Here is a 21,453-nt window from a genome sequence, read left to right as displayed (position 1 = left end):
AACATACTGGCCAGTATAATTATTCCAAGCACCATTGGCGAAAGGTCAATCACCATGTTCCGCTATGCCTCGTCCCTCGCATTGCCAGTCAGTCTGGCGCTTTTCCTGTCTGCGTGTGGTCACGAAGAGGCACCGCAGGTCACGGTCCGGCCGGCCATGGTGGTTCAGCCAGAGCCTTCGGCGCAGGCGGTGGAGAGTTATCCCGGCGAGGTCCGTGCCCGTTACGAGCCCGATCTGGCGTTCCGCATCGGTGGCAAAGTCAGCCGACGACTGGTCGAGGAAGGGCAGCGGGTCAAGGCCGATCAGCCGCTGGCGGAGCTCGATCCCCAGGACGTCCGCTTGCAACTGGAAGCCACTCGTGCCCAGGTGGCGGCGGCCGAAGCCAACCTGAACATGGTGCGGGCCGAGCGCGATCGTTACAAAACGCTCATGGACCGTCAGTTGGTCAGCCGTTCGCAGTACGACAATGCCGAAAACCTCTACCGATCCGGTGAGGCGCGCCTGAAGCAGATCAAGGCCGAATTCAACGTCTCCAACAACCAGGCCAGCTACGCGGTGCTGCGCGCGCCCCAGGATGGCGTCGTGGCCAAGCGTTCGGTCGAAGTCGGGCAGGTGGTTGCCGCGGGTCAGACCGTATTCACCCTGGCCACCGATGGCGAGCGCGAAGTGTCGATCAGCCTGCCGGAGCAGAATGTCGGCCGCTACAAAGTCGGCCAGGCGGTGTCGGTGGAACTCTGGACCCAGCCGGATCAACGCTTCAGCGGGCGCATTCGCGAGTTGTCACCGGCGGCCGATCCGAAATCCCGCACCTTCGCCGCGCGCATCGCATTCACCGCCGGCAAGGTCCCGGCCGAGCTTGGCCAGAGCGCCCGGGTCTTCATCCAGACCGCCGACGTGGTGGCGCTGTCCGTGCCGCTCTCGGCCCTCACCGCCGAAAACGGTGCCACCTACGTCTGGGTGCTCGGGGCGAACAATACCCTGAAGAAGACCCCGGTCCGGGTTGGCGCATTCGGCGAAAAAAGCGTGCCGGTGCTCGAAGGCTTGAGCGCCAGTGACTGGGTGGTGGCGGCCGGTGTCCATGTGCTTCACGACGGGCAGCAGGTGCGCCCGGTGGATCGCTCCAACCGCGTGGTCGATCTGGCGGACAAGGAGTAATTCCCGATGGGTTTCAATCTCTCCGAATGGGCGCTGCGTAATCGCCAGATCGTACTGTTCCTGATGCTGTTGCTCGCGGTTGTCGGCGCACTCTCCTACACCAAGCTTGGCCAGAGCGAAGACCCGCCGTTCACCTTCAAGGCGATGGTCATCCGCACCAACTGGCCGGGCGCCACCGCCGAGGAAGTGTCGCGCCAGGTCAGCGAACGCATTGAAAAGAAGCTGATGGAAACGGGCGAATATGATCGCATCGTGTCGTTCTCCCGGCCGGGCGAATCGATGGTGACCTTCATCGCCCGAGACTCCATGCACTCGGTGGACATTCCGGACCTCTGGTACCAGGTACGCAAGAAGATCAGCGACATACGCCACACCCTGCCACCGGGCATCCAGGGGCCGTTTTTCAACGATGAGTTCGGCACCACGTTCGGCAATATCTATGCGCTGACCGGCGAGGGCTTCGACTACGCGGTCCTGAAAGACTACGCCGACCGCATCCAGATCCAGTTGCAGCGGGTCAAGGACGTGGGCAAGGTCGAGCTGCTCGGGCTGCAGGACGAGAAGATCTGGATCGAGCTCTCCAACGTCAAGCTCGCCACCCTTGGCTTGCCGCTGGCTGCGGTGCAGCAGGCGCTCGAAGAACAGAACGCGGTGTCCACCGCCGGCTTCTTCGAAACCAGCAGTGAGCGATTGCAGCTACGGGTTTCGGGGAATTTTCAGACGGTTGAGGAGATCAAGAACTTCCCGATCCGGGTCGCTGATCGTACGTTCCGTATCTCCGATGTGGCCAACGTTCGGCGTGGCTTCAACGATCCTCCGGCGCCGCGCATGCGCTTCATGTCGCAGGACGCCATCGGTCTGGCCGTTGCGATGAAAGACGGTGGCGACATTCTGGTGCTGGGCAGGGCATTGGAAGTCGAGTTCGCGCGCATCCAGAAAAACCTCCCCGCCGGCATGCAATTGCAAAAGGTTTCCGACCAGCCTGCTGCGGTGAAAACCGGTGTCGGCGAGTTTGTCCGTGTCCTGGTCGAAGCCCTGGTCATCGTTTTGTTGGTGAGTTTTTTCTCACTTGGGGTGCGCACCGGCATGGTCGTCGCGCTGGCGATCCCGCTGGTGCTGGCCATGACCTTCGCCTGCATGTATTACCTGGGCATCGGCCTGCACAAGATTTCCCTCGGCGCGCTGGTGTTGGCGCTGGGGTTGCTGGTGGACGACGCGATCATCGCCGTGGAGATGATGGCGATCAAAATGGAACAGGGCTTCGACCGGATCAAGGCCGCCAGTTACGCTTGGACCAGCACCGCGTTCCCGATGCTCACCGGTACGCTGATTACGGCTGCCGGGTTCCTGCCGATTGCCACCGCGCAATCGGGAACAGGCGAGTACACGCGTTCGATTTTCCAGGTGGTGACCATCGCGTTGCTGGCGTCGTGGATCGCTGCCGTGGTGTTCGTGCCCTACCTGGGTGAAAAACTGCTGCCGGACCTGGCGAAGATTCACGCGGCGAAACACGGCGCCGGTCAACCCGATCCTTACGCCACGCCGTTTTACCAGCGTGTGCGGCGTCTGGTGGAGTGGTGCGTGCGCTGGCGCAAAACAGTGATCGCGCTGACCGTGGTGCTGTTCATCGCCTCCATCGTGTTGTTCCGCTTTGTGCCGCAACAGTTCTTTCCGGCCTCCGGACGCCTGGAACTGATGGTCGACCTGAAACTGGCCGAAGGTGCGTCGCTGAGCAACACCGCCGACGAGGTCAAGCGGCTTGAAGGCCTGCTCAAGGATCACGCCGGTATCGATAACTATGTGGCTTACGTCGGCACCGGCTCGCCACGCTTCTACCTGCCGCTGGACCAGCAACTGCCGGCGGCGAGCTTCGCCCAGTTTGTCGTGCTGGCCAAGTCCATCGAAGACCGTGAGGCCCTGCGCACCTGGCTGATCGAAACCCTCAACGAACAATTCCCGACCCTGCGTTCGCGCGTGACACGCCTGGAAAACGGCCCGCCGGTTGGCTATCCGGTGCAATTCCGGGTCACGGGCGAGCACATCGAGCAAGTCCGTGCGCTGGCGCGCAAAGTCGCGGCCAAGGTGCGCGAGAACCCTCACGTCGCCAACGTCCACCTGGACTGGGAAGAGCCGAGCAAAGTCGTTTACCTGAACATCGACCAGGACCGTGCCCGGGCGCTGGGCGTCAGCACCGCGAACCTGTCGAAGTTCCTGCAAAGCTCGCTGACCGGCTCCAGCGTCAGCCAGTACCGCGAAGACAACGAGTTGATCGAAATCCTCCTGCGCGGCACCTTGCACGAGCGCACCGAGCTGTCGTTGCTGCCGAGCCTGGCGGTGCCTACCGACAACGGTCGCAGCGTGGCTCTGTCGCAAATCGCCACGCTGGAATACGGCTTTGAAGAGGGCATCATCTGGCACCGCAACCGCTTGCCGAATGTCACCGTACGTGCCGACATCTATGGCAAGGAACAGCCGGTGACCCTGGTGCAACAGATCATGCCGACGCTCGACCCGATTCGCGCCGAATTGCCCGACGGCTACCTGCTGGATGTCGGCGGCACCGTGGAAGACTCCGCCCGGGGACAGAACTCGGTGAAGGCCGGCGTGCCGCTGTTCATCGTCGTCGTGCTGACATTACTGATGCTGCAACTGCGCAGCTTCTCGCGCACGGTGATGGTGTTTCTGACAGCGCCCCTGGGCTTGATCGGCGTGACCCTGTTCCTGATGGTGTTCCGCCAGCCGTTCGGGTTCGTCGCCATGCTCGGGACCATTGCCCTGTCGGGCATGATCATGCGCAACTCGGTGATCCTGGTCGACCAGATCGAGCAGGACATCGCCGCCGGACTCAAACCCTGGCAGGCAATCATCGAAGCCACCGTGCGCCGCTTCCGCCCGATCGTGCTGACCGCGCTCGCTGCGGTACTGGCGATGATTCCGTTGTCACGCAGCGTGTTCTTCGGGCCAATGGCCGTGGCCATCATGGGCGGACTGATCGTGGCCACGGCGCTGACCCTGCTGTTCTTGCCGGCGCTGTATGCCGCGTGGTTCCGCATCAAAAAAGAACTGGCCTGACACCTGTAGGAGCGAGCATGCTCGCTCCTACAGCATCCATGAAAAACCACCGCTGTTGAAAGGCCGAACCGATCCGGTGTTCGACCTGCTGGGACAGTCGCCCCACCTTCATCCGCTGATCAAGGGCATCACTCTGCATTTTACGTCGGGCTACGAACACCCTTACGCGATGGCAATGGCCGGGTCGCGAGGGCGCTGTTCTATCGGTTCATGTTCAAGAACGATTTTCAGCCCCCTTCAGAGCGTACCGAACACCTTCTTCGCCAGGCTGGTTGCCGCTGCCGCCGGGTTCTTGCGAATGGTTTCTTCCTGCTTGCCGATCATCTCGAACAAACCGTTGAGCGCCTGCTCGGTGACGTAGCTTTCGATGTTGGCGTTCTTGGCGTCCACTACGCCCAGCGTCGCGGCCTGGCCGGCGAACGAGTTGTATTGCTTGGCCAGGCCGACCTGGTCGGTGGCTTGCTTGACGATGGGCAGGAACTTGGCGCGGATCTGTTCGCGGCTGGTCTTGTTCAGGTACTGAGTGGCCGAATCATTGCCGCCGCTGAGAATGCCCTTGGCGTCTTCGACGGTCATTTTCTTCACCGCGTCGACGAGGATCGGCTGGGCCTGCACCACGGCGGTTTCGGCGGCCTTGTTCATGCTGGTTTCCAGCTGATCGACCTGATCGCCCATGCCGAACTGTTTCATCTTGCTGGCGACCTTGCCCAGCTTGCCCGGCAGTTCGATCTTCACGTCCGGGTTGTTGCTGAACCCACCCGGCGTGCCGAGTTGTTTCACGGCCACTTGTGCACCTTGAGTCAAGGCGTCCTTGAGGCCGCCGCTGGCGTCCTTTTGCGACAGATCGCTGAGCGACAGCGCCATGGCGCTGGCACTGATCATCAAGCCTGCGCATAGGCCGGCAAAGCGAAGGGTAGGGCGGGGCATGGCAACTTCCTTTTTCAAAAAGAGACTTAGCGGGCCGCGTCAACGCGGACCCTGACGGGCTGGGGATCGGAGCCGTCCAGTCGCACGGCGTGATTTTCGGTGGTGATGAACAACAGTTTGCCATCAACTTCGATGCGCGCGTTGATCGAGTAACGATGATTGGGCTCGATCTTCAGCGGGTCGTAGCTCAGGTGAAAGGGCAGCGGCACCTGGCCCTTGACCGGCCCGCGCTGTTCGTCGATGACCTTGGCCGGCGCGTCGGCGAGCGAGATGTCCTGCAGGCTGACACTGAGGATTGCCGTCGGTGGCAGGGCGATGCGTTGCAGGTAGAAGACTTCGCCATCGAGGGTGGACTTGGGCGCGGGATGCATGGATTGACAGGCCCCCAGGAATACGGTCAGGGCCAATAGCGAGAGTTTTTTCACAGGAAATCTCCTTTTGAACAATGTGGGAGCGAGACCGATTGCCAGCGAAAGCGGTGTGTCAGACAACAGGGATGTTGAATGTTAGACCGCCTTCGCCCGCGAGCGGGGCTCACTCCCACAGGTTTTGCGTCAGGCCTCGGGTGGTGTGGCCGGTTGATCCGCTGCATCTTCGCTGCGATGCAGCGCCACCTGGCGGATCGACAGGCGAATCTCCGCCGGCAGCACGCGCTTGGCCGCGCCCTCGGCCAGTTCGCCGAGCAGTTCGTGGTAACTCAGTTTGCCCGCCTCGTCGCGCCTGAGCACGTCCAGGTCGAGCATCGTCTGGATAAAGTGGCGGAACAGGCTCTTGTCGAAAAACTCCGGCGCGTTCAGGCCATGCAGGATCGACAGGCGCTGGGCCATCACGGTGCACAGGTCTTCCAGCTCTTCGGCGCTGATGCTGTTCTGGCCGCTGTTGAGCAGCAGGGAAACCGTCATGTAGAAGCGCTGCAAGGTCTGGGCGATGCTTTTCGACAGCAGGGTCAACAGCACGAAGTGCCGCGAGCTCGGGGCGGGGCGCAGATAGACGCCGTTCTCGAAGCGCAGCAGGCCCTGCTCGACGAATGCTTCGAGCCATTGATCGATCACCGCATCCAGTTCCTCCAGCGACCAGCGAATGAACAATTCCGATTGCAGGTAGGGATACAGGGCGCGGGTGTAGCGCAGGATCTGCTCGCGGCTCATGCGCGAGGCGCTCTGGAAGAAACTCGCCAGCAACGACGGCAACGCGAAAATGTGCAGCACGTTGTTGCGGTAGTAGGTCATCAGGACCGCGTTCTGCTCGTCCAGGTACAGGATCTTGCCCAGTGCATCGCTCTGCTCGGACAGCAGGTCCATGTCCTTGACGTGCTCGATCAGCGCCCGGCCATCGCCTTCCGGCAGCGTGGTGTGCGGCGAATACGGGACTTTGCGCAGCAGCGCCAGGTACAGGTCCAGCACCCGCGCCATGGCACGGTCGTCCAGTGCCAGGCGGCTGGTGGACAGCAACGCCAGCGCCACCAGGTTGACCGGGTTGATCGCCGCTGCCTCGTTCAGATGCTGCGCGACTTTCTCGCCCAGGCGGTTGGTGGTTTCGTTGAGCCAGGCCGGTTTGAACTGCGGGCCGAGCTCCTGCTGGCGCCAGTCCGGCTGTTCGCTGTCGAGGAATTCCGCGAGTTTGATCGGCTCGCCGAAGTTCACGGCCACTTGGCCGAAGCGCTGCTTGAGGGCACCGATGACTTTGAAGATGTCGAAAATCGACTCCTTCTTCTTGCTCGCTCCGCGCAATTCTCCGAGGTAGGTCCGGCCCTCCAGTACGCGCTCATAGCCGATGTACACCGGAACGAACACGATCGGCATGCGCGAGGAGCGCAGGAAGCTGCGCAGGGTGATCGCCAGCATCCCGGTTTTCGGTTGCAGCATGCGCCCGGTGCGCGAGCGGCCGCCCTCGACGAAGTACTCGACCGGGAAGCCCTTGGTGAACAGGGTGTGCAGGTATTCGTTGAACACCGAGGTGTACAGCGGGTTGCCCTTGAAGGTGCGGCGCATGAAGAACGCACCGCCCCGACGCAGCAGGCTGCCGATGACCGGCATGTTGAGGTTGATGCCGGCGGCGATGTGCGGCGGGGTCAGGCCGTTGCGGAACAGCAGGTAGGACAGCAGCAGGTAGTCGATGTGGCTGCGATGGCACGGCACGTAGATCACTTCGTGACCCGGTGCGATCTCTTGCACGCCTTCGATGTGATTGACCTTGATCCCGTCGTAGATCTTGTTCCAGAACCAGCTCAGCACCACTTCCAGAAAGCGGATCGCGGTGTAGGTGTAGTCCGAGGCAATCTCGTTGCCATAGCGCAGGGCCTGGGCCTTGGCTTTTTCCGCAGAGATGTTCTCGCGCTCGGCCTCGTCGAGGATCGCTTGCTTGACCAGGGGCTGGTTGAGCAGGCCCTTGACCAGGTTGCGGCGGTGGGAAATGTCGGGGCCGATCACCGCCGCTTTCAGGTTGCGGAAGTGCACGCGCAGGACCCGCTGGGCCATGCGCACGGTGCGCTCATGGCCCTTGTTGTGCTCGATCAGCTCACGCAGGTGGATCGGCGCGGAGAACTGCACCCGGGTCTTGCGCCCCAGCACGATGATGCTGAGCAGGCGGCGCAGGCGTCCGGTGACTGCCCAACTGTCGGCGAACAGCAGTTTCCAGGGGCTCGATTCGCTGTCCGGGGACTGACCCCAGAACACGCTGACCGGAATGATCTGTGCGTCTTCGGCGGCGTTCTGGCTGAGGGCGCTGACCAGCCGGGTCAGGGTCGGCGGAGCGCCGCGTTTGTCCTGGCGACCGAGCCAGTCGGGGTCCGGGGTCAGATAGAAGAAAGCGGCGGGTTCCATCAGGTTGCCCACCGATACCGGCAATACCGGACGGGGCAAGCCAGCCTTGCTGCACTCGGTGTCGACCACGGCGAGGTCGGTCAGCGAGGGGTTTTGCAGGACGTAGAACACGGGGCGACTGCGGTCGAGGTTGAGGGTGAACGACGACTGGTTGATGGTCTCGGAGCGAACCCAGAGGTAGAGCAGTCGGCGCAGGGTGCCAAACACAAGACGGCGGAACGGGGAGCGGGTCATACGGCATCTGCATGAGTGAATAAAACCGAGCGTTTGCTCGGGAGAGAGGCGGGCCTAGTTTGCCGTATTCGCCTAAAATCGGCAAAAAAGCGGCGAAGTAAACTCCTGTTGAGAGTTTCCACCTGTGTCATATACTCGGCGATCTGTCGCGCTGCCTTCATTAGGCCAGCATGTGCGGCTGATGTTCCCGAGGCTTTCCTGCGAAAAGCCAGACCGATAATAAAAAAGGAGTATGAACAGATGGCAACACGTGAAACCGGCAGCGTGAAGTGGTTCAACGATGCCAAGGGCTACGGCTTTATTCAGCGTGAAAACGGGGTGGATGTGTTCGTGCACTACCGCGCGATTCGTGGCGAAGGCCACCGTTCGCTGACTGAAGGCCAGCAGGTCGAGTACGCGGTGGTCGAAGGTCAGAAGGGGTTGCAGGCTGAGGATGTTGTAGGCCTGTAATCGCACAAAACCACTGTGGGAGCGGGCAAGCCCGTTCCCACAGGTTATGTTGTGTTCGGCTCTTTAAGCCGTTTTCCAGGTGATCTCTTCTTCACCGTCGGCGCTGATGCGAATCCAGCGGTCGGCCGTTTCTTCACCTTCCTCCTCGACCCAACTGCCCGGCGCGCAGCGGACTTCGACGTTCAGCGCGGCGAACGCGGCGCGGGCGCAAGCGATGTCGTCTTCCCACGGGGTCTGGTCGCTTTCCAGATACAGGCTGTTCCATTTGCCCACGGCCTTGGGCAGCCAGGTGACGGGCACGCTGCCGGCCTTGCACTTGTAGGTCTGGCCTTTCTGGACCCAGTCGCTGCAGGTGCCCAGTGCCTGGCTGAGCCAGGCGGCGATGGCCTTGTGGTCAACGTCGGCGTCTTTCAGGTAAATCTCGATATCGGGTTGGCGCATGGATGTCCTCACTGCGGGTCTGAAAATCCATTCGCGGATTCAGTTGGCCTCGAGCCGTTGCTCAAGACCCCTATTATTGAAGTACAAAGTAATCGTAACGCATCGACACGGTGACCTCGAACGGTTCGGCCTGTTCGATCACCGCTGCCCGGCGCTCGGCACTGGCGCGCCAGCCGTGAGGGGTCATGGCCAGCAGGTTCGCCCGGTCCTGGCCGCTGGCCAGCGTGAGCGTGAACTCGAGGGTTTCACTGTGGGCGAGCGCCATGCCTTCGGGCACCAGGGCCAGGTGCTTGTCGTCGGTGTACTCGCGCACTTCGTCGTACAGGCGCTCGCGCAATTCCATCAGGTGGCCGCTCGTGGGGCCGACCTTCATCAAGCCACCGCCGCGACTGAGCAGGCGTTTGGCTTCTTCCCAGTCCAGCGGGCTGAAGACGCTGGCAAGAAACTGGCAGCTGCCCGACGCCAGTGGCACCCGCGCCATACTGGCGATCAACCAGGTCAGCGTCGGGTTGCGCTTGCAAGCGCGTTTGACCGCTTCCCGGGAGATGTCCAGGGCGTAGCCATCGGCATCGGGCAACGCCTGGGCGATCTGCGCGGTGTAGTAACCCTCGCCACAACCGATGTCCAGCCAGCGTGCCGGCGCGTAGTGCGCAGCCAGTTCAGCCAGGCGCCTGGCCACCGGCGCGTAATGGCCGGCATTGAGGAAGTCGCGACGGGCTTCGACCATGGCCAGGTTATCCCCAGGGTCGCGGCTGTTCTTGTGCTGCACCGGCAACAGGTTCAGGTAACCCTGGCGCGCGCGGTCGAAACGATGCCCGGCGGGGCAAGCCACGCCGTTGTCCACCGCATTCAGCGGTTCGCTGCAAATCGGGCAGGCGAGCATCAGGCGAGCAACTTGACGAGGGTCTGGTAGTAGATTTCGGTCAGCACATCGAGGTCGGCAGCCAGCACGCGCTCGTTGACCTGGTGGATCGTCGCGTTGACCGGCCCCAGCTCGACCACCTGGGTGCCCATGGTGGCGATGAAACGACCATCGGAAGTGCCGCCGCTGGTGGACGCCTGGGTGTCGCGCCCGGTGATGTCCTTGATGCTCGACGAGACCGCATCCAGCAGGGCGCCTGGTTCGGTCAGAAACGGCAGGCCGGACAGCGCCCAGTCGATGTGCCAGTCCAGGCCATGCTTGTCGAGGATGTCGGCGACGCGCTTTTGCAGGCCGTCGACAGTGGATTCGGTGGAGAAGCGGAAGTTGAACACCGCCACCAGATCACCCGGGATCACGTTGGTCGCGCCAGTGCCGGAATTCACGTTGGAAATCTGGAAGCTGGTCGGCGGGAAGAAGTCGTTGCCATGGTCCCAGTGCTCGGCGGCCAGTTCGGCCAGGGCCGGTGCGGCCAGGTGGATCGGGTTTTTCGCCAGGTGCGGATACGCCACGTGGCCTTGCACGCCGTGCACGGTCAGTTTGGCGCCGAGGGAGCCGCGACGGCCGTTCTTGACGACGTCGCCCACCAGTGTGGTGCTCGACGGTTCACCGACGATGCACCAGTCCAGGCGCTCCTGGCGGGCGACCAGGCGTTCAACCACAGCCTTGGTGCCATGGTGTGCCGGGCCTTCTTCGTCGCTGGTGATCAGGAAGGCGACCTTGCCCTTGTGGTCCGGGTAGTCGGCGACGAAACGCTCGGCGGCCACGGTCATGGAGGCCAGGCTGCCTTTCATGTCGGCCGCGCCACGGCCGCAGAGCATGCCGTGCTCGTCGATGACGGCGTTGAACGGCTCGATCTGCCAGGCGGCCACCGGACCGGTCGGCACCACGTCGGTGTGACCGGCGAAGCACAGGACCGGACCGTCGTGCTGGCCGTGGGTGGCCCAGAAGTTATCCACATCTTCGATGCGCATCGGTTCCAGTTGGAAACCGGCATCGCCCAAGCGCTGCATCATCTGCTTCTGGCAGTCGGCGTCGACCGGCGTCACGGATGGGCGGCGGATCAGGTCGATGGCGAGTTGAAGGGTCGGCGAAAGGTCGGCGTGGGCCGTCATGGAAAACTCCGGAAGCTTGAATTTGGGCAAGATTACTGTGGGAGCGGGCTTGCCCGCGAAGGCGGTGTAACTATCAACAAATCTGTTGGCTGACACACCGCTTTCGCGGGCAAGCCCGCTCCCACAGGTTTTGAGTCGGTCAGTCCGCCCCGCAAAATGGCGGTTATCTTAAAGCAAAACGGCGGCCCTTGGCCGCCGTTTAGTCCTTCGGCAAAGATTTAGACTGCCGGTGCGACCTCGACCTCTGCCGCCGGTTTCGGCAGCGACGACAGGAACGCCATGATCAGCGCCGCCACATAGGGCAGCGACTGCACCAGCAGCATGGTGACCCAGAAGCGCATGTCGTTGCTCGGCAGCCCGTTCACCAGGAAGATTCCCAGCGCCGCGCCCCACAACAGCAGCATGATGAATACCTCTTCACGGGCCTCCGAAATCGCCACCCATAAGCCGTGGTTGTCGGCATTCTTGGGCGTACGGAAAAACGGAATGCTGCTGGTGAAGAACCCGTACAACACCGCCTTGGCGATGGTGTGCGACAACGCCAGCCCGGCCAGCGCGGCGCAGAACGCGTCCTTGAGGTTCACGCCCACGGCACGACGGTAAAGGAAGATGATCTTGCCGACCTTGAACACGAACAACGCCAGGGGCGGGATTGCGAAAATCAGCAACGGCGGGTCGACCCGCTGCGGCACGATGATCATCGCCGCCGACCACAGCAACGCGCCCACGGTGAAGAAGATGTTCATGCCGTCCGCGACCCAGGGCAGCCAGCCGGCGAGGAAGTGATAACGCTGGCCACGGGTCAGCTCGGTGTCCTTGCCGCGCAGCAGGCTGGCGGTGTGGCGCTTGATGATCTGGATCGCGCCATAGGCCCAGCGGAAACGCTGTTTCTTGAAGTCGATGAAGGTGTCGGGCATCAGGCCCTTGCCGTAGCTGGTGTGGTAGTACGCCGCCGACAGGCCTTTCTCGAACACCCGCAGGCCCAGCTCGGCATCTTCGCAAATGCACCAATCGGCCCAGCCCAGCTCTTCGAGCACCGAGCGCCGGGTCATGGTCATGGTGCCGTGCTGGATGATCGCGTCACGGTCGTTGCGGGTGACCATGCCGATGTGGAAGAACCCTTTGTATTCGGCGTAGCACAGCTTCTTGAAGGTGCTTTCGTTCTGGTCGCGATAATCCTGTGGCGACTGCACCACGGCGATTTTCGGGTCGGCGAAGTGCGGCACCATGTGCTTGAGCCAGTTCGGGTCGACGCAGTAGTCCGAGTCGATCACCGCAATCACTTCCGCATCCTTGGCCGTGTGCGGTATCAGGTAGTTCAACGCGCCGCCCTTGAAACCGGCCAGGGGGGCCACGTGGAAGAACTTGAACCGTGGGCCAAGGGTCTCGCAATAGTCGCGCACCGGTTCCCAGACCGCCGGGTCCTTGGTGTTGTTGTCGATGATCAGGACTTCGAAGTCCGGATAGTCGAGGTTGGCCAGGGCGTTGAGCGTCTGTTTCACCATCTCCGGCGGTTCGTTGTAGCAAGGGACGTGGATCGACACTTTCGGCCGGTAACTCGAATCACCTTCCACCGGCAGGAATTCCCGGCGCCGTTTGTGAATCCACACCGCCTCGGCCAGTTCGTGGGCCTCGGTCAGCAACACGATGAACACCCCGAGTGCGCCGAGGGCCAGCAGGAACCCCACCGTCAGGCTGAACCACGTGCTGTATTGCAGGCTGTAGTCGTAACCGATCCAGACCAGCACCGAGCCGCACAGAAACGCGATGAAGGTCAGGAAGATGCGGCCACGTTGGCGCAGGGCCGAGCCGTCGATCATCAGCAGGGTCAGCGACAACAGCGCCAGCACGACGGAACCGACCGCCAGCGCGCGCCATTGCGGGATCGCGACGACCGGGCCTTCGAAGTTGAATTTCTGCTGACGGGCGGCGTTGTACACGCCCCAATAAGCGCCCACAGAACCTTCGTCACTGGCTTTCCACGGCTGGTCGAAGGCTTCGATCACGAAGTAGTTGAAGCCCTGGCGGTTGAGTTTGTTGACCAGGGTGCGCAGGTAGATCGCCTGATCCGCCGGCGATGCATCGGCGCCACCGCGCATGCGGCCGTTGCTCGGCCAGCCGACTTCGGACAGCAGCAGCGGTTTTTTCGGGAACAGCTTCTTCAGGTCGCGGGCGCGGTCGAGCACGAACTGACCGGCCTTGTCCACCGGAATGAATTCCCAGTAGGGCAGGACGTGGGCGGCAATCAGGTCGACGTGTCTGGCCAGTTCCGGGTGCTCTTCCCAGACGTGCCATTGCTCGGATGTGGTGACCGGCACTTTCACGGCTGCGCGTACGCGATCGAGGAGCACGCTGAGTTGCTCCGCGGTAATTTCCTTGCGGAATATCGCCTCGTTACCCACCACGACGCGCACCACACTGCGCGAGGAGTTGGCGATTTCGATGGCGCGGGTGATCTCGCGCTCGTTGCGTTCCTGGTCCGGACTGATCCAGATGCCGAGGGTCACCCGCAGACCGAATTCCTCTGCCAACTTGGGGATGTCTTGCAGGGTGCCATCGACCGAGTAAGTCCGGATGTTGTCCGTCAGCTTGCTCATGATCTCCAGGTCGCGCCGCATCTGGTCGTCGGTTGGGTACTGCTCTTTCTGCGGGTACTGGCCTTGCTGGAACGGCGAGTAGGAAAACCCGGAGATCTGCTCAGGCCAGTTGGGGGCGCTGACCGGGCGATTGATCAGCGCCCAGAAGCCGGTAAACAGAGCCGCGATGGCGAGCACCACGACCAGGTTGAGTCCAAATTTACGCGATGACATAGCTATTTCAGGTTCCGGAGGCTGTGGAACGAAGGACGATTGGCGTTCGGCTGTCCAAGCGCAGGGGCGCGCATCCTACACCGGCAATTCACTGAGCGTACATCAGACAGGAAATTGCCTGACATTGGGCAGTTAACTTTCGCTTAAGTTCTTACACTTACAGCGGGATGCTTAAAACTTGCGCCCGGCTCGTCCATAATGCGCGCCGGTTTTTGGGGTAAAGGTCATGAGCACAGAAGATCCACGGTTTGCAGGCATCGCCCGTTTGTATGGCGTCGACGGTCTTGAGCGGTTGCGCGCGGCCCATGTGGCGATCGTTGGCGTCGGTGGCGTCGGTTCCTGGGCGGCGGAAGCCATCGCCCGGTGTGGTGTCGGCGAAATCTCGCTGTTCGACCTCGACGACGTCTGCGTCAGCAACGCCAACCGGCAGTTGCATGCGCTGGACAGCACCGTCGGCAAGCCCAAGGTCGAGGTCATGGCCGAGCGCCTGCGCGGGATCAACCCGGATTGCACGGTCCATGCGGTGGCGGATTTCGTTACCCGCGAGACCATGGCCGACTACATCACGCCGAACATCGATTGTGTGATCGACTGCATCGACAGCGTCAACGCCAAGGCGGCGCTGATCGCCTGGTGCAAGCGCCGCAAGATTCAGATCATCACCACGGGCGGGGCCGGCGGGCAGATTGACCCGACGCTGATTCAAGTCTGCGACCTGAACCGCACGTTCAACGACCCACTGGCTTCGAAAGTGCGTTCGACCCTGCGCCGCGACTATGGCTTCTCGCGCACCGTGACCCGTCATTACAGCGTGCCGTGCGTGTTCTCGACCGAGCAACTGCGTTATCCCAAGCCCGATGGCAGCATTTGCCTGCAGAAGAGCTTTGTCGGCGATGGCGTGAAGCTGGATTGCGCGGGTGGATTTGGCGCAGTGATGATGGTGACGGCGACGTTCGGCATGGTCGCGGCGACCAAGGCGGTGGACAAGATCGTGGCAGGGGTGCGGCGGCCGGCGGATCGGGTGAAGCCTCAGGTTTAGCGCTTGCCGCTGAAACCCTCATCGCGAGCAGGCTCGCTCCCACCGTTGGAATGCGGGCTCCTGTGGGAGCGAGCCTGCTCGCGATGGCGGTTAGCCGGCCAATTCGTTCATCCGCTGGAGCACCGCATTCAGGCCGTTACTGCGCGAAGGCGACAGCTGCCGGCTCAGCCCCAGTTGGTTGAACCAGTCAGGCAAATCCACCTGGCGCAACTCCTCCGCCGACAAGCCGTTGACCCGCGCCAGCAGCAACGCCACCAGGCCGCGGATCAGCCGCGCATCGCTGCTGGCAGCAAACTGCCAGTGACCGTCGTGCAGCGACCCCACCAGCCACACTCGGCTTTCACAACCGTGCACGCGATTGGCGTCGACCTTTTGCTCGTCGCTCAGGGCCGGCAGGCGTTCGCCCCATTGCATCAGCAAGCGTGCCCGCTGTTCCCAGCTCGCCGCATTGCGGAAGGTGTCCAGCGCTGTCCCGGCATCCGCAGGCAGGCTCATCGCAGCAGCTCCAGTGACTGATCCAGTGCCTGGAAAAAGCGCTCGAGGTCTTCGGAATCGTTGTACAGCGCCAGGGACACACGGATGGCCCCTGCCAGTTCGAAGCATTTGAGCAACGGCATGGCGCAATGGTGACCGGCGCGCACCGCGATCCCCTGTTCCGTCAGTAAATGGGCGAGGTCCGCGTTATGCACACCCTCGACGACAAAACTCGCCAGTGCCAGTTGCGGCTTGCCCAGCAGACGAACCCCGTCACGCGCTTCAAGGCCTTTCACCAGGCGGTCATGCAGCGCCGCTTCATGGGCCGAGACGGCGTGTGGGTCGAGGCCGGCAAGGTAATCCAGCGTCGCGCCCAGACCGATCACACTCGAAACCGCCGGCGTGCCCGCTTCGAACCCCAGCGGGGCAGGGCGAAAGCGTGCGTGCTGGTAGTCCGCATCCAGCACCATTTCACCGCCGAACTGCCAGTGGCGCAGGTGTCTGAGCGCGTCATGGCGAGCGAACAGCACGCCCAGGCCATCGGGGCCATAGAGCTTGTGGCTGGAAAACACATAGAAGTCGCAACCCATGGCCTGCACGTCGTGGCGGCCATGAACTACGCCCTGAGCGCCATCGACCACCGTCAGCGCGCCCTGTGCCCTGGCCATCGCCAGCAGGGCCGGCAACGGCTGCCAGGCGCCGAGCACGTTGGACAGCTGACTGACCGCCAGCAAACGGGTCTGCGGGCCGATCAACGAGGCGGCGGCTTCCAGGTCGATCAAGCCGTCGTCATCCAGCGGCAGGATGACCAGTTTCACCTCGCGCCGCCGGGCCAGTTGCTGCCAGGGCAGCAAGTTGGCGTGGTGCTCCAGCGCGCTGACGACAATTTCATCGCCCGGGTTGAACAGGTGCTCCAGGCCATAGGCCAGGAGATTCAGCGCGGAGGTCGCGCCGTGGGTAAAGATGATCTGCCCGACATCGCCGGCATTGAGCCACTGGGCGACCTTGCTGCGGCTGTCTTCGAAGGCCTGGGTGGCATGTGCGCCGGGCAAGTGCTGCGCGCGATGCACGTTGGCCGCGCCATTGGCGTAGTAATGCACCAGGGCATCCAGCAGGGCTTGAGGTTTTTGCGTGGTGGCGGCGTTGTCCAGGTAGGTCTGGTCTTGCCGTTGCAGGGCGGCGATGGCCGGAAAGTCGGCGCGCCAGGGGGAGAGAATCATCATGCTATCGGGCCCTGTCGAACATGGGCGGGGTGAACGCCAAACCCTGTGGCAGCGAGCCCGCTCGCGATGACGTTCTCGAGGAGATCATCGCGAGCAGGCTGGCTCCCACATTATCGGGGCATACGGCGCTTAGTTGTGAGCGTGCAGCGCTTCGTTCAGTTCGATCGCCGATTTGTGGGTCTTGCATTCCACGGCGCCGGTTTCCGAATTGCGGCGGAACAGCAGGTCGGTCTGACCGGCCAGCTCACGGGCCTTCACCACTTTGACCAGTTGGTTCTTCTCGTCCAGCAGCGCCACTTTGGTACCGGCGGTGACGTACAGGCCCGATTCCACGGTGTTGCGGTCGCCCAACGGGATACCGATGCCGGCGTTGGCGCCGATCAGGCAGCCTTCACCGACCTTGATCACGATGTTGCCGCCACCGGACAGGGTGCCCATGGTCGAGCAGCCGCCGCCCAGGTCCGAACCCTTGCCGACGAACACGCCTGCGGAGACGCGGCCTTCGATCATGCCCGGGCCTTCGGTGCCGGCGTTGAAGTTGATGAAGCCTTCGTGCATCACGGTGGTGCCTTCGCCCACGTAGGCGCCCAGACGCAGACGCGCCGCGTCAGCGATGCGCACGCCGGCCGGGACCACGTAGTCGGTCATTTTCGGGAACTTGTCCACCGAGAACACTTCCAGCAGCTCACCGCGCAGGCGGGCTTCGAGCTGGTGCTCGGCCAGTTCGGCGAGGTCGATCGCGCCCTGGCTGGTCCACGCCACGTTCGGCAGCAGCGGGAACACGCCGGCCAGGTTCAGGCCGTGCGGCTTGACCAGGCGGTGGGAGAGCAGGTGCAGCTTGAGGTAAGCCTCGGGCGTGGAGGTCAGCGGCGCGTCCTCTGCGAGGATGGTCGCGACCAGCGGCTTGTGGCTCTCGGCCAGGCGGGTCAGCAGGGCTGCTTGCGCCGCGTCGACGCCCTTGACGGCGTCAGCCAGCTGCGAGGCCTGGGCGGTGGTGAAGGTGATGGCCTGGTTGCCGTCGGTGTAGCCCAGGACCGGCGCGATGGCCGCAATCAGGTCCGCCGAAGGGTTGAGCAGTGGCTGGGCGTAAAACACTTCCAGCCAGGCGCCTTGACGGTTTTGGGTGCCGACACCAAAGGCCAGGCTGAATGGGGTAGTGGACATGTAAATACCTCTAACGAAATTGAACGGGCAGGCTTACTTGAGCGCTGCCGCGTAGATATCTGGCTTGAAGCCAATCAGGGTTCGGTCACCGAGATCGAGCACCGGGCGCTTGATCATCGAGGGTTGAGCGAGCATCAGTTCGATGGCTTTCGACTGGTCGAGATCGGCTTTGCGTTCGTCGTCGAGCTTGCGAAAGGTCGTGCCTGCACGGTTCAACACCACTTGCCAGCCGTGCTCATCACACCATTGGCTCAGGTGTTCACGGTCGATTCCGGCCGTCTTGTAATCATGAAAGTCATAGCTGACAGCGTGTTCATCGAGCCAGGTGCGCGCCTTTTTCATGGTGTCGCAGGCCTTGATGCCGAAAAGGTGCAACGTTTTACTTGAAACGGTCAAGGAATTGCCCCCTTTACAGGTGCTGGAGAAAAAAGGTGAAGGATTATGCCATGACCGGACGGTTTCGCGGCGGTTCAGGTGGATTTGCCTGCGCTCCCACCGTTCAGGGTGTGTTCACGCGATAACCTGCGACATTGGTGTAACGGTCAGACCTTAGTCTAAGCCGCTAATATGGCACTTCAATGCTGTCGATTGTCCAGGAATCCCGCTTTATGCAAACCGCTTACACCGTCCTGATCCTGTTAATGCTGGTCAGCGTCTCCCGCCTGGTCGGACGGGTGATTCCGTTGCCCCTGCCGCTGGTGCAGATTGCCGCTGGCGCCCTGTTGGCATGGCCGACCCTGGGGTTGCATGTGGCGCTGGACCCGGAATTGTTTCTTTTCCTGTTCCTGCCACCGTTGCTGTTCTCCGACGGCTGGCGCATGCCCAAGCGTGAATTCTGGCGTCTGCGCGGGCCGATCCTGACCCTGGCCGTTGGCCTGGTGCTGTTTACCGTGGTGGGCGCCGGTTACTTCATTCATTGGCTGTTGCCGACGATTCCGCTGCCGGTTGCCTTTGCCCTGGCGGCGGTGTTGTCGCCGACGGATGCCGTGGCCGTGTCGGCGATTGCCCAGAGCCGCTTGCCGACGCCGTTGATGCATATGCTGCAGGGCGAGGCGTTGATGAACGATGCCTCGGGCCTGGTGACGTTCAAGTTCGCCCTGGCGGCGGCGCTGACGGGGGTGTTTTCGCTGACCGACGCCAGTGTCACGTTCGTGCTGGTGGCCGTCGGCGGTCTCGCCGTCGGGGTGGCGCTGAGCTGGTTGGTCGGCCGCCTGCGCTCGTGGATGATCGCACGTGGCTGGGATGATCCGGCGACTCACGTGGTGTTCATGCTGCTCCTGCCGTTTGCCGCTTATGTAGTGGCCGAACGACTGGGCGCATCGGGCATTCTGTCGGCCGTGGCGGCGGGGATGATGCAGAGCTGGCTTGACCTGCTGCCGCGCCAGACCAGCACCCGATTGCTCAACCGCAGCGTCTGGTCGTTGCTTGAATTCGCCTTCAACGGCCTGATTTTCCTGCTGCTCGGCCTGCAACTGCCGGACATCATCAAAGCCGTGGTCAGCAACGAAGCCTCGGTGTGGCCGACCCTTCTCTATCGGTGCTTCGACGTTATCGCCATTTTCCTGGTGCTGCTGGTATTGCGGTTTGTCTGGGTGCAGAGCATCTGGCGCTTGTCGGGCTGGCTGCGGCGCTGGCGGGGCAAGGGCGAAATGGTCAGCGTACCGACCGCGCGTTCGTGCTGGTTGCTGACGGTCGGTGGTGTGCGCGGGGCGGTGACGCTGGCGGGTGTGTTGTCGGTGCCGATGTTGATGGCGGGCGCGGCATTTCCCGAACGCGACCTGCTGATCTTCATCGCGGCGGGGGTCATCCTGCTGTCATTGATCGCAGCCTGCATTGCCTTGCCCTTGTTGCTGCGCGGCATCGAGAAGAGCCCGGATGACCAGCGTCGCAACGAAGTGCGTGACGCCTGGCGCAAAACCGCCGAAGCGGCGATTCATGCGCTCGAGGCTGAGGAAGCCAAGCCCCAGGACGCGGCGGAGGCGGCGTTGGCCGCTGAATTGAAGGCGCGGATCATGTCCGAGTATCGGCATCAACTGGAGGTGTTCAACGATTCGGCGGAAGCCCAGGCGCTGGCGTTTCAGATGGACTTGCTGGAGCGGCGCCTGCGCTTGAATGCGTTGCGGGCGCAACGCCTGGAGTTGTATCGGCTGAGCCGTCACCACCAGATCGGCGATGACGTGTTGCGCGAGGTACTGGCGGAGCTGGACCTGAGTGAGGCCAAGCTGGGTCAGGTGAGATGACCGCCACCCCTGCAGGAGCAAGCTCGCTCCTGCAGGGCCGGGCGCGCGTTACTGGCGACGCTGAATGAAGTCGCGAATGCGTTCAGCGGCCTCGACGCACTCGGCCAGCGGCGCAACCAGGGCCATGCGCACGCGACCGGCCCCCGGATTGACGCCATCGACGTCCCGCGACAGATAGGAACCCGGCACGACGGTGACGTGCTCCTGTTCGAACAAATCGCGGCAGAAGGCTGCGTCGTCACCGGCGACGTTCGGCCACAGGTAGAAGCTGCCGTCCGGACGCTGCACGTCCAGCACCGGGCTGAGGATTGCCAGCACGGCGTCGAACTTCTCGCGGTACAGCGCACGGTTGGCGCGCACATGCACTTCGTCATTCCAGGCAGCAACGCTGGCCAGTTGCGTTTGAACCGGCATCGCGCAGCCGTGGTAGGTGCGATACAGCAGGAAGCCCTTGAGCACTTCGGCGTCGCCCGCGACAAAGCCGGAGCGCAGGCCTGGCAGGTTGGAGCGCTTGGACAGGCTGTGGAACACCACGCAACGCTTGAAGTCCTGGCGACCCAGTTCCGCGCAGGCGCTGAGCAGGCCCGGCGGCGGGGTTTGTTCGTCGAAATACAGCTCGCTGTAGCACTCGTCCGCGGCAATCACAAAATCATGTTCGTCGGCCAAGGCGATCAGTTTCTTCAGGGTGTCGATCGGGATCAGTGCGCCGGTCGGGTTGCCCGGCGAGCACAGGAACAGGATCTGGCAGCGCTTCCAGATGTCCGGGGATACCGCGTCGAAATCCGGGTTGAAGCCGTTCTCGTCCAGGCACGGCAGGTAATGCGGCTTGGCCCCGGCGAGAAACGCAGCCCCTTCGTAGATCTGATAGAACGGGTTCGGACTGACCACCAGCGCGTCGTCGCCACGATTGACCACGGTCTGGGTGAAGGCGAACAACGCCTCACGGGTGCCGTTGACCGGCAGCACGTTGCGTGCGGGGTCGAGCCAGCCGCCGGGAACGTTGAAGCGGCGCTCGCACCAGGCAGCGATGGCTTCGCGCAACTCCGGGATGCCGAGGGTGGTCGGGTACACCGCCATTTTTTCCAGGTTGCTGGCCAGGGCTTCGGCGACGAAGCTCGGCGAACGGTGCTTCGGCTCGCCGATGGACAGGGCGATCGGGCGCTTGTCCGGGTTGGGCGTGACGCTGCCGAGCAGGGCGCGGAGTTTCTCGAACGGGTAGGGTTGCAACTGGGACAAGGCGTTGTTCATGGTATTTCTCGTTCGGTCCCTCCTCCGTAGGAGCGAGCTTGCTCGCGATGGTCGTCAACGATGACGCGGGGTATCAGATCACCCGTGTCGTCTGGGCCACCTTCGCGAGCAAGCTCGCTC

17 protein-coding genes and 1 pseudogene are annotated in these 21,453 nt (G+C 62.7%); 6 read left to right on the top strand and 12 right to left on the bottom strand.

Annotation, left to right across the window (positions count from 1 at the left end; all coding sequences use genetic code 11):
- Positions 1-54: 54 nt before the first annotated feature.
- From ACM6IM_RS25695 to ACM6IM_RS25685, 3 genes and pseudogenes are all read left to right on the top strand, one after another.
- Positions 55-1,155 (top strand): efflux RND transporter periplasmic adaptor subunit, encoded by a 1,101-nt coding sequence (locus tag ACM6IM_RS25695; protein ID WP_414866653.1) that lies wholly within the window; start codon positions 55-57, stop codon positions 1,153-1,155.
- 6 nt (positions 1,156-1,161) lie between these two features.
- A complete protein-coding gene (locus ACM6IM_RS25690; RefSeq protein WP_414866652.1) occupies positions 1,162-4,227 on the top strand; it encodes an efflux RND transporter permease subunit in 3,066 nt (1,021 codons plus the stop codon).
- Between the two features lie 103 nt (positions 4,228-4,330).
- Positions 4,331-4,455: pseudogene (locus ACM6IM_RS25685) on the top strand (Fic family protein); the annotation flags it as partial.
- Positions 4,456-4,464: 9 nt separating this feature from the next.
- On the opposite strand, the gene ACM6IM_RS25680 reads toward ACM6IM_RS25685, so the two are convergent.
- The 3 genes from ACM6IM_RS25680 to plsB all read right to left on the bottom strand — a co-directional run bounded on the left by ACM6IM_RS25680 (position 4,465) and on the right by plsB (position 8,210).
- Positions 4,465-5,154: a DUF4197 domain-containing protein gene (locus tag ACM6IM_RS25680; RefSeq protein WP_192302539.1), complete on the bottom strand. Its 690-nt coding sequence runs from the start codon at positions 5,152-5,154 to the stop codon at positions 4,465-4,467.
- Positions 5,155-5,180: 26 nt separating this feature from the next.
- Positions 5,181-5,579, bottom strand: coding sequence for a YbaY family lipoprotein (locus ACM6IM_RS25675; RefSeq protein WP_414866651.1), 399 nt, complete (start codon positions 5,577-5,579; stop codon positions 5,181-5,183).
- A 129-nt stretch (positions 5,580-5,708) separates the two neighbouring features.
- Positions 5,709-8,210 carry a glycerol-3-phosphate 1-O-acyltransferase PlsB gene (gene plsB, locus ACM6IM_RS25670; protein WP_414866650.1) on the bottom strand — a complete coding sequence of 834 codons (2,502 nt, stop codon included), beginning with the start codon at positions 8,208-8,210 and terminating at the stop codon, positions 5,709-5,711.
- 240 nt (positions 8,211-8,450) lie between these two features.
- Here plsB and ACM6IM_RS25665 point away from each other — a divergent pair, with 240 nt between their 5' ends.
- The gene (locus ACM6IM_RS25665; RefSeq protein WP_192302536.1) at positions 8,451-8,660 is read left to right on the top strand and encodes a cold shock domain-containing protein; all 210 of its coding nucleotides are present in this window, start codon (positions 8,451-8,453) and stop codon (positions 8,658-8,660) included.
- A gap of 63 nt (positions 8,661-8,723) precedes the next feature.
- Here the strand turns inward: ACM6IM_RS25665 and ACM6IM_RS25660 are convergent, their stop codons facing one another.
- From ACM6IM_RS25660 to ACM6IM_RS25645, 4 genes are all read right to left on the bottom strand, one after another.
- Entirely contained in the window at positions 8,724-9,101 is a 378-nt protein-coding gene (locus tag ACM6IM_RS25660; RefSeq protein WP_192302535.1) for a hypothetical protein, read from the bottom strand.
- Between the two features lie 73 nt (positions 9,102-9,174).
- Positions 9,175-9,984: a putative RNA methyltransferase gene (locus ACM6IM_RS25655; RefSeq protein ID WP_414866649.1), complete on the bottom strand. Its 810-nt coding sequence runs from the start codon at positions 9,982-9,984 to the stop codon at positions 9,175-9,177.
- Complete coding sequence (gene dapE, locus ACM6IM_RS25650) at positions 9,984-11,135, bottom strand: succinyl-diaminopimelate desuccinylase (RefSeq protein ID WP_414866648.1); 1,152 nt, start codon at positions 11,133-11,135, stop codon at positions 9,984-9,986. Before dapE ends, ACM6IM_RS25655 begins: the two co-directional genes overlap by 1 nt.
- Positions 11,136-11,353: 218 nt before the next feature.
- A complete protein-coding gene (locus ACM6IM_RS25645) occupies positions 11,354-13,945 on the bottom strand; it encodes a glycosyltransferase (protein WP_414866647.1) in 2,592 nt (863 codons plus the stop codon).
- A 226-nt stretch (positions 13,946-14,171) separates the two neighbouring features.
- Here ACM6IM_RS25645 and tcdA point away from each other — a divergent pair, with 226 nt between their 5' ends.
- Positions 14,172-14,984, top strand: coding sequence for a tRNA cyclic N6-threonylcarbamoyladenosine(37) synthase TcdA (tcdA, locus tag ACM6IM_RS25640; RefSeq protein ID WP_201195413.1), 813 nt, complete (start codon positions 14,172-14,174; stop codon positions 14,982-14,984).
- A gap of 90 nt (positions 14,985-15,074) precedes the next feature.
- Here tcdA and ACM6IM_RS25635 read toward each other — a convergent pair whose 3' ends face one another.
- The 4 genes from ACM6IM_RS25635 to ACM6IM_RS25620 form a co-directional block, all read right to left on the bottom strand.
- Entirely contained in the window at positions 15,075-15,479 is a 405-nt protein-coding gene (locus ACM6IM_RS25635; RefSeq protein ID WP_414866646.1) for a SufE family protein, read from the bottom strand.
- Positions 15,476-16,681 carry an aminotransferase class V-fold PLP-dependent enzyme gene (locus tag ACM6IM_RS25630; RefSeq protein WP_414866645.1) on the bottom strand — a complete coding sequence of 402 codons (1,206 nt, stop codon included), beginning with the start codon at positions 16,679-16,681 and terminating at the stop codon, positions 15,476-15,478. Before ACM6IM_RS25630 ends, ACM6IM_RS25635 begins: the two co-directional genes overlap by 4 nt.
- Before the next feature lie 129 nt (positions 16,682-16,810).
- Entirely contained in the window at positions 16,811-17,845 is a 1,035-nt protein-coding gene (gene dapD, locus ACM6IM_RS25625; RefSeq protein WP_192302528.1) for a 2,3,4,5-tetrahydropyridine-2,6-dicarboxylate N-succinyltransferase, read from the bottom strand.
- Positions 17,846-17,878: 33 nt separating this feature from the next.
- Positions 17,879-18,241: an ArsC family reductase gene (locus tag ACM6IM_RS25620; protein ID WP_225606816.1), complete on the bottom strand. Its 363-nt coding sequence runs from the start codon at positions 18,239-18,241 to the stop codon at positions 17,879-17,881.
- Between the two features lie 212 nt (positions 18,242-18,453).
- Between ACM6IM_RS25620 and ACM6IM_RS25615 the strand changes: the two genes are divergently transcribed.
- Positions 18,454-20,085 carry a Na+/H+ antiporter gene (locus tag ACM6IM_RS25615; RefSeq protein ID WP_201195419.1) on the top strand — a complete coding sequence of 544 codons (1,632 nt, stop codon included), beginning with the start codon at positions 18,454-18,456 and terminating at the stop codon, positions 20,083-20,085.
- Between the two features lie 48 nt (positions 20,086-20,133).
- Here ACM6IM_RS25615 and dapC read toward each other — a convergent pair whose 3' ends face one another.
- Positions 20,134-21,333 (bottom strand): succinyldiaminopimelate transaminase, encoded by a 1,200-nt coding sequence (dapC, locus tag ACM6IM_RS25610; protein WP_192302526.1) that lies wholly within the window; start codon positions 21,331-21,333, stop codon positions 20,134-20,136.
- Positions 21,334-21,453: the final 120 nt, after the last annotated feature.

The sequence above is a fragment of the Pseudomonas sp. IT-P12 genome, from assembly GCF_949767465.1.
GTDB lineage: Bacteria > Pseudomonadota > Gammaproteobacteria > Pseudomonadales > Pseudomonadaceae > Aquipseudomonas.
The sequence above is the reverse complement of the archived record's forward strand: the minus strand, read 5'-3'. Positions and strand labels throughout refer to the sequence as shown.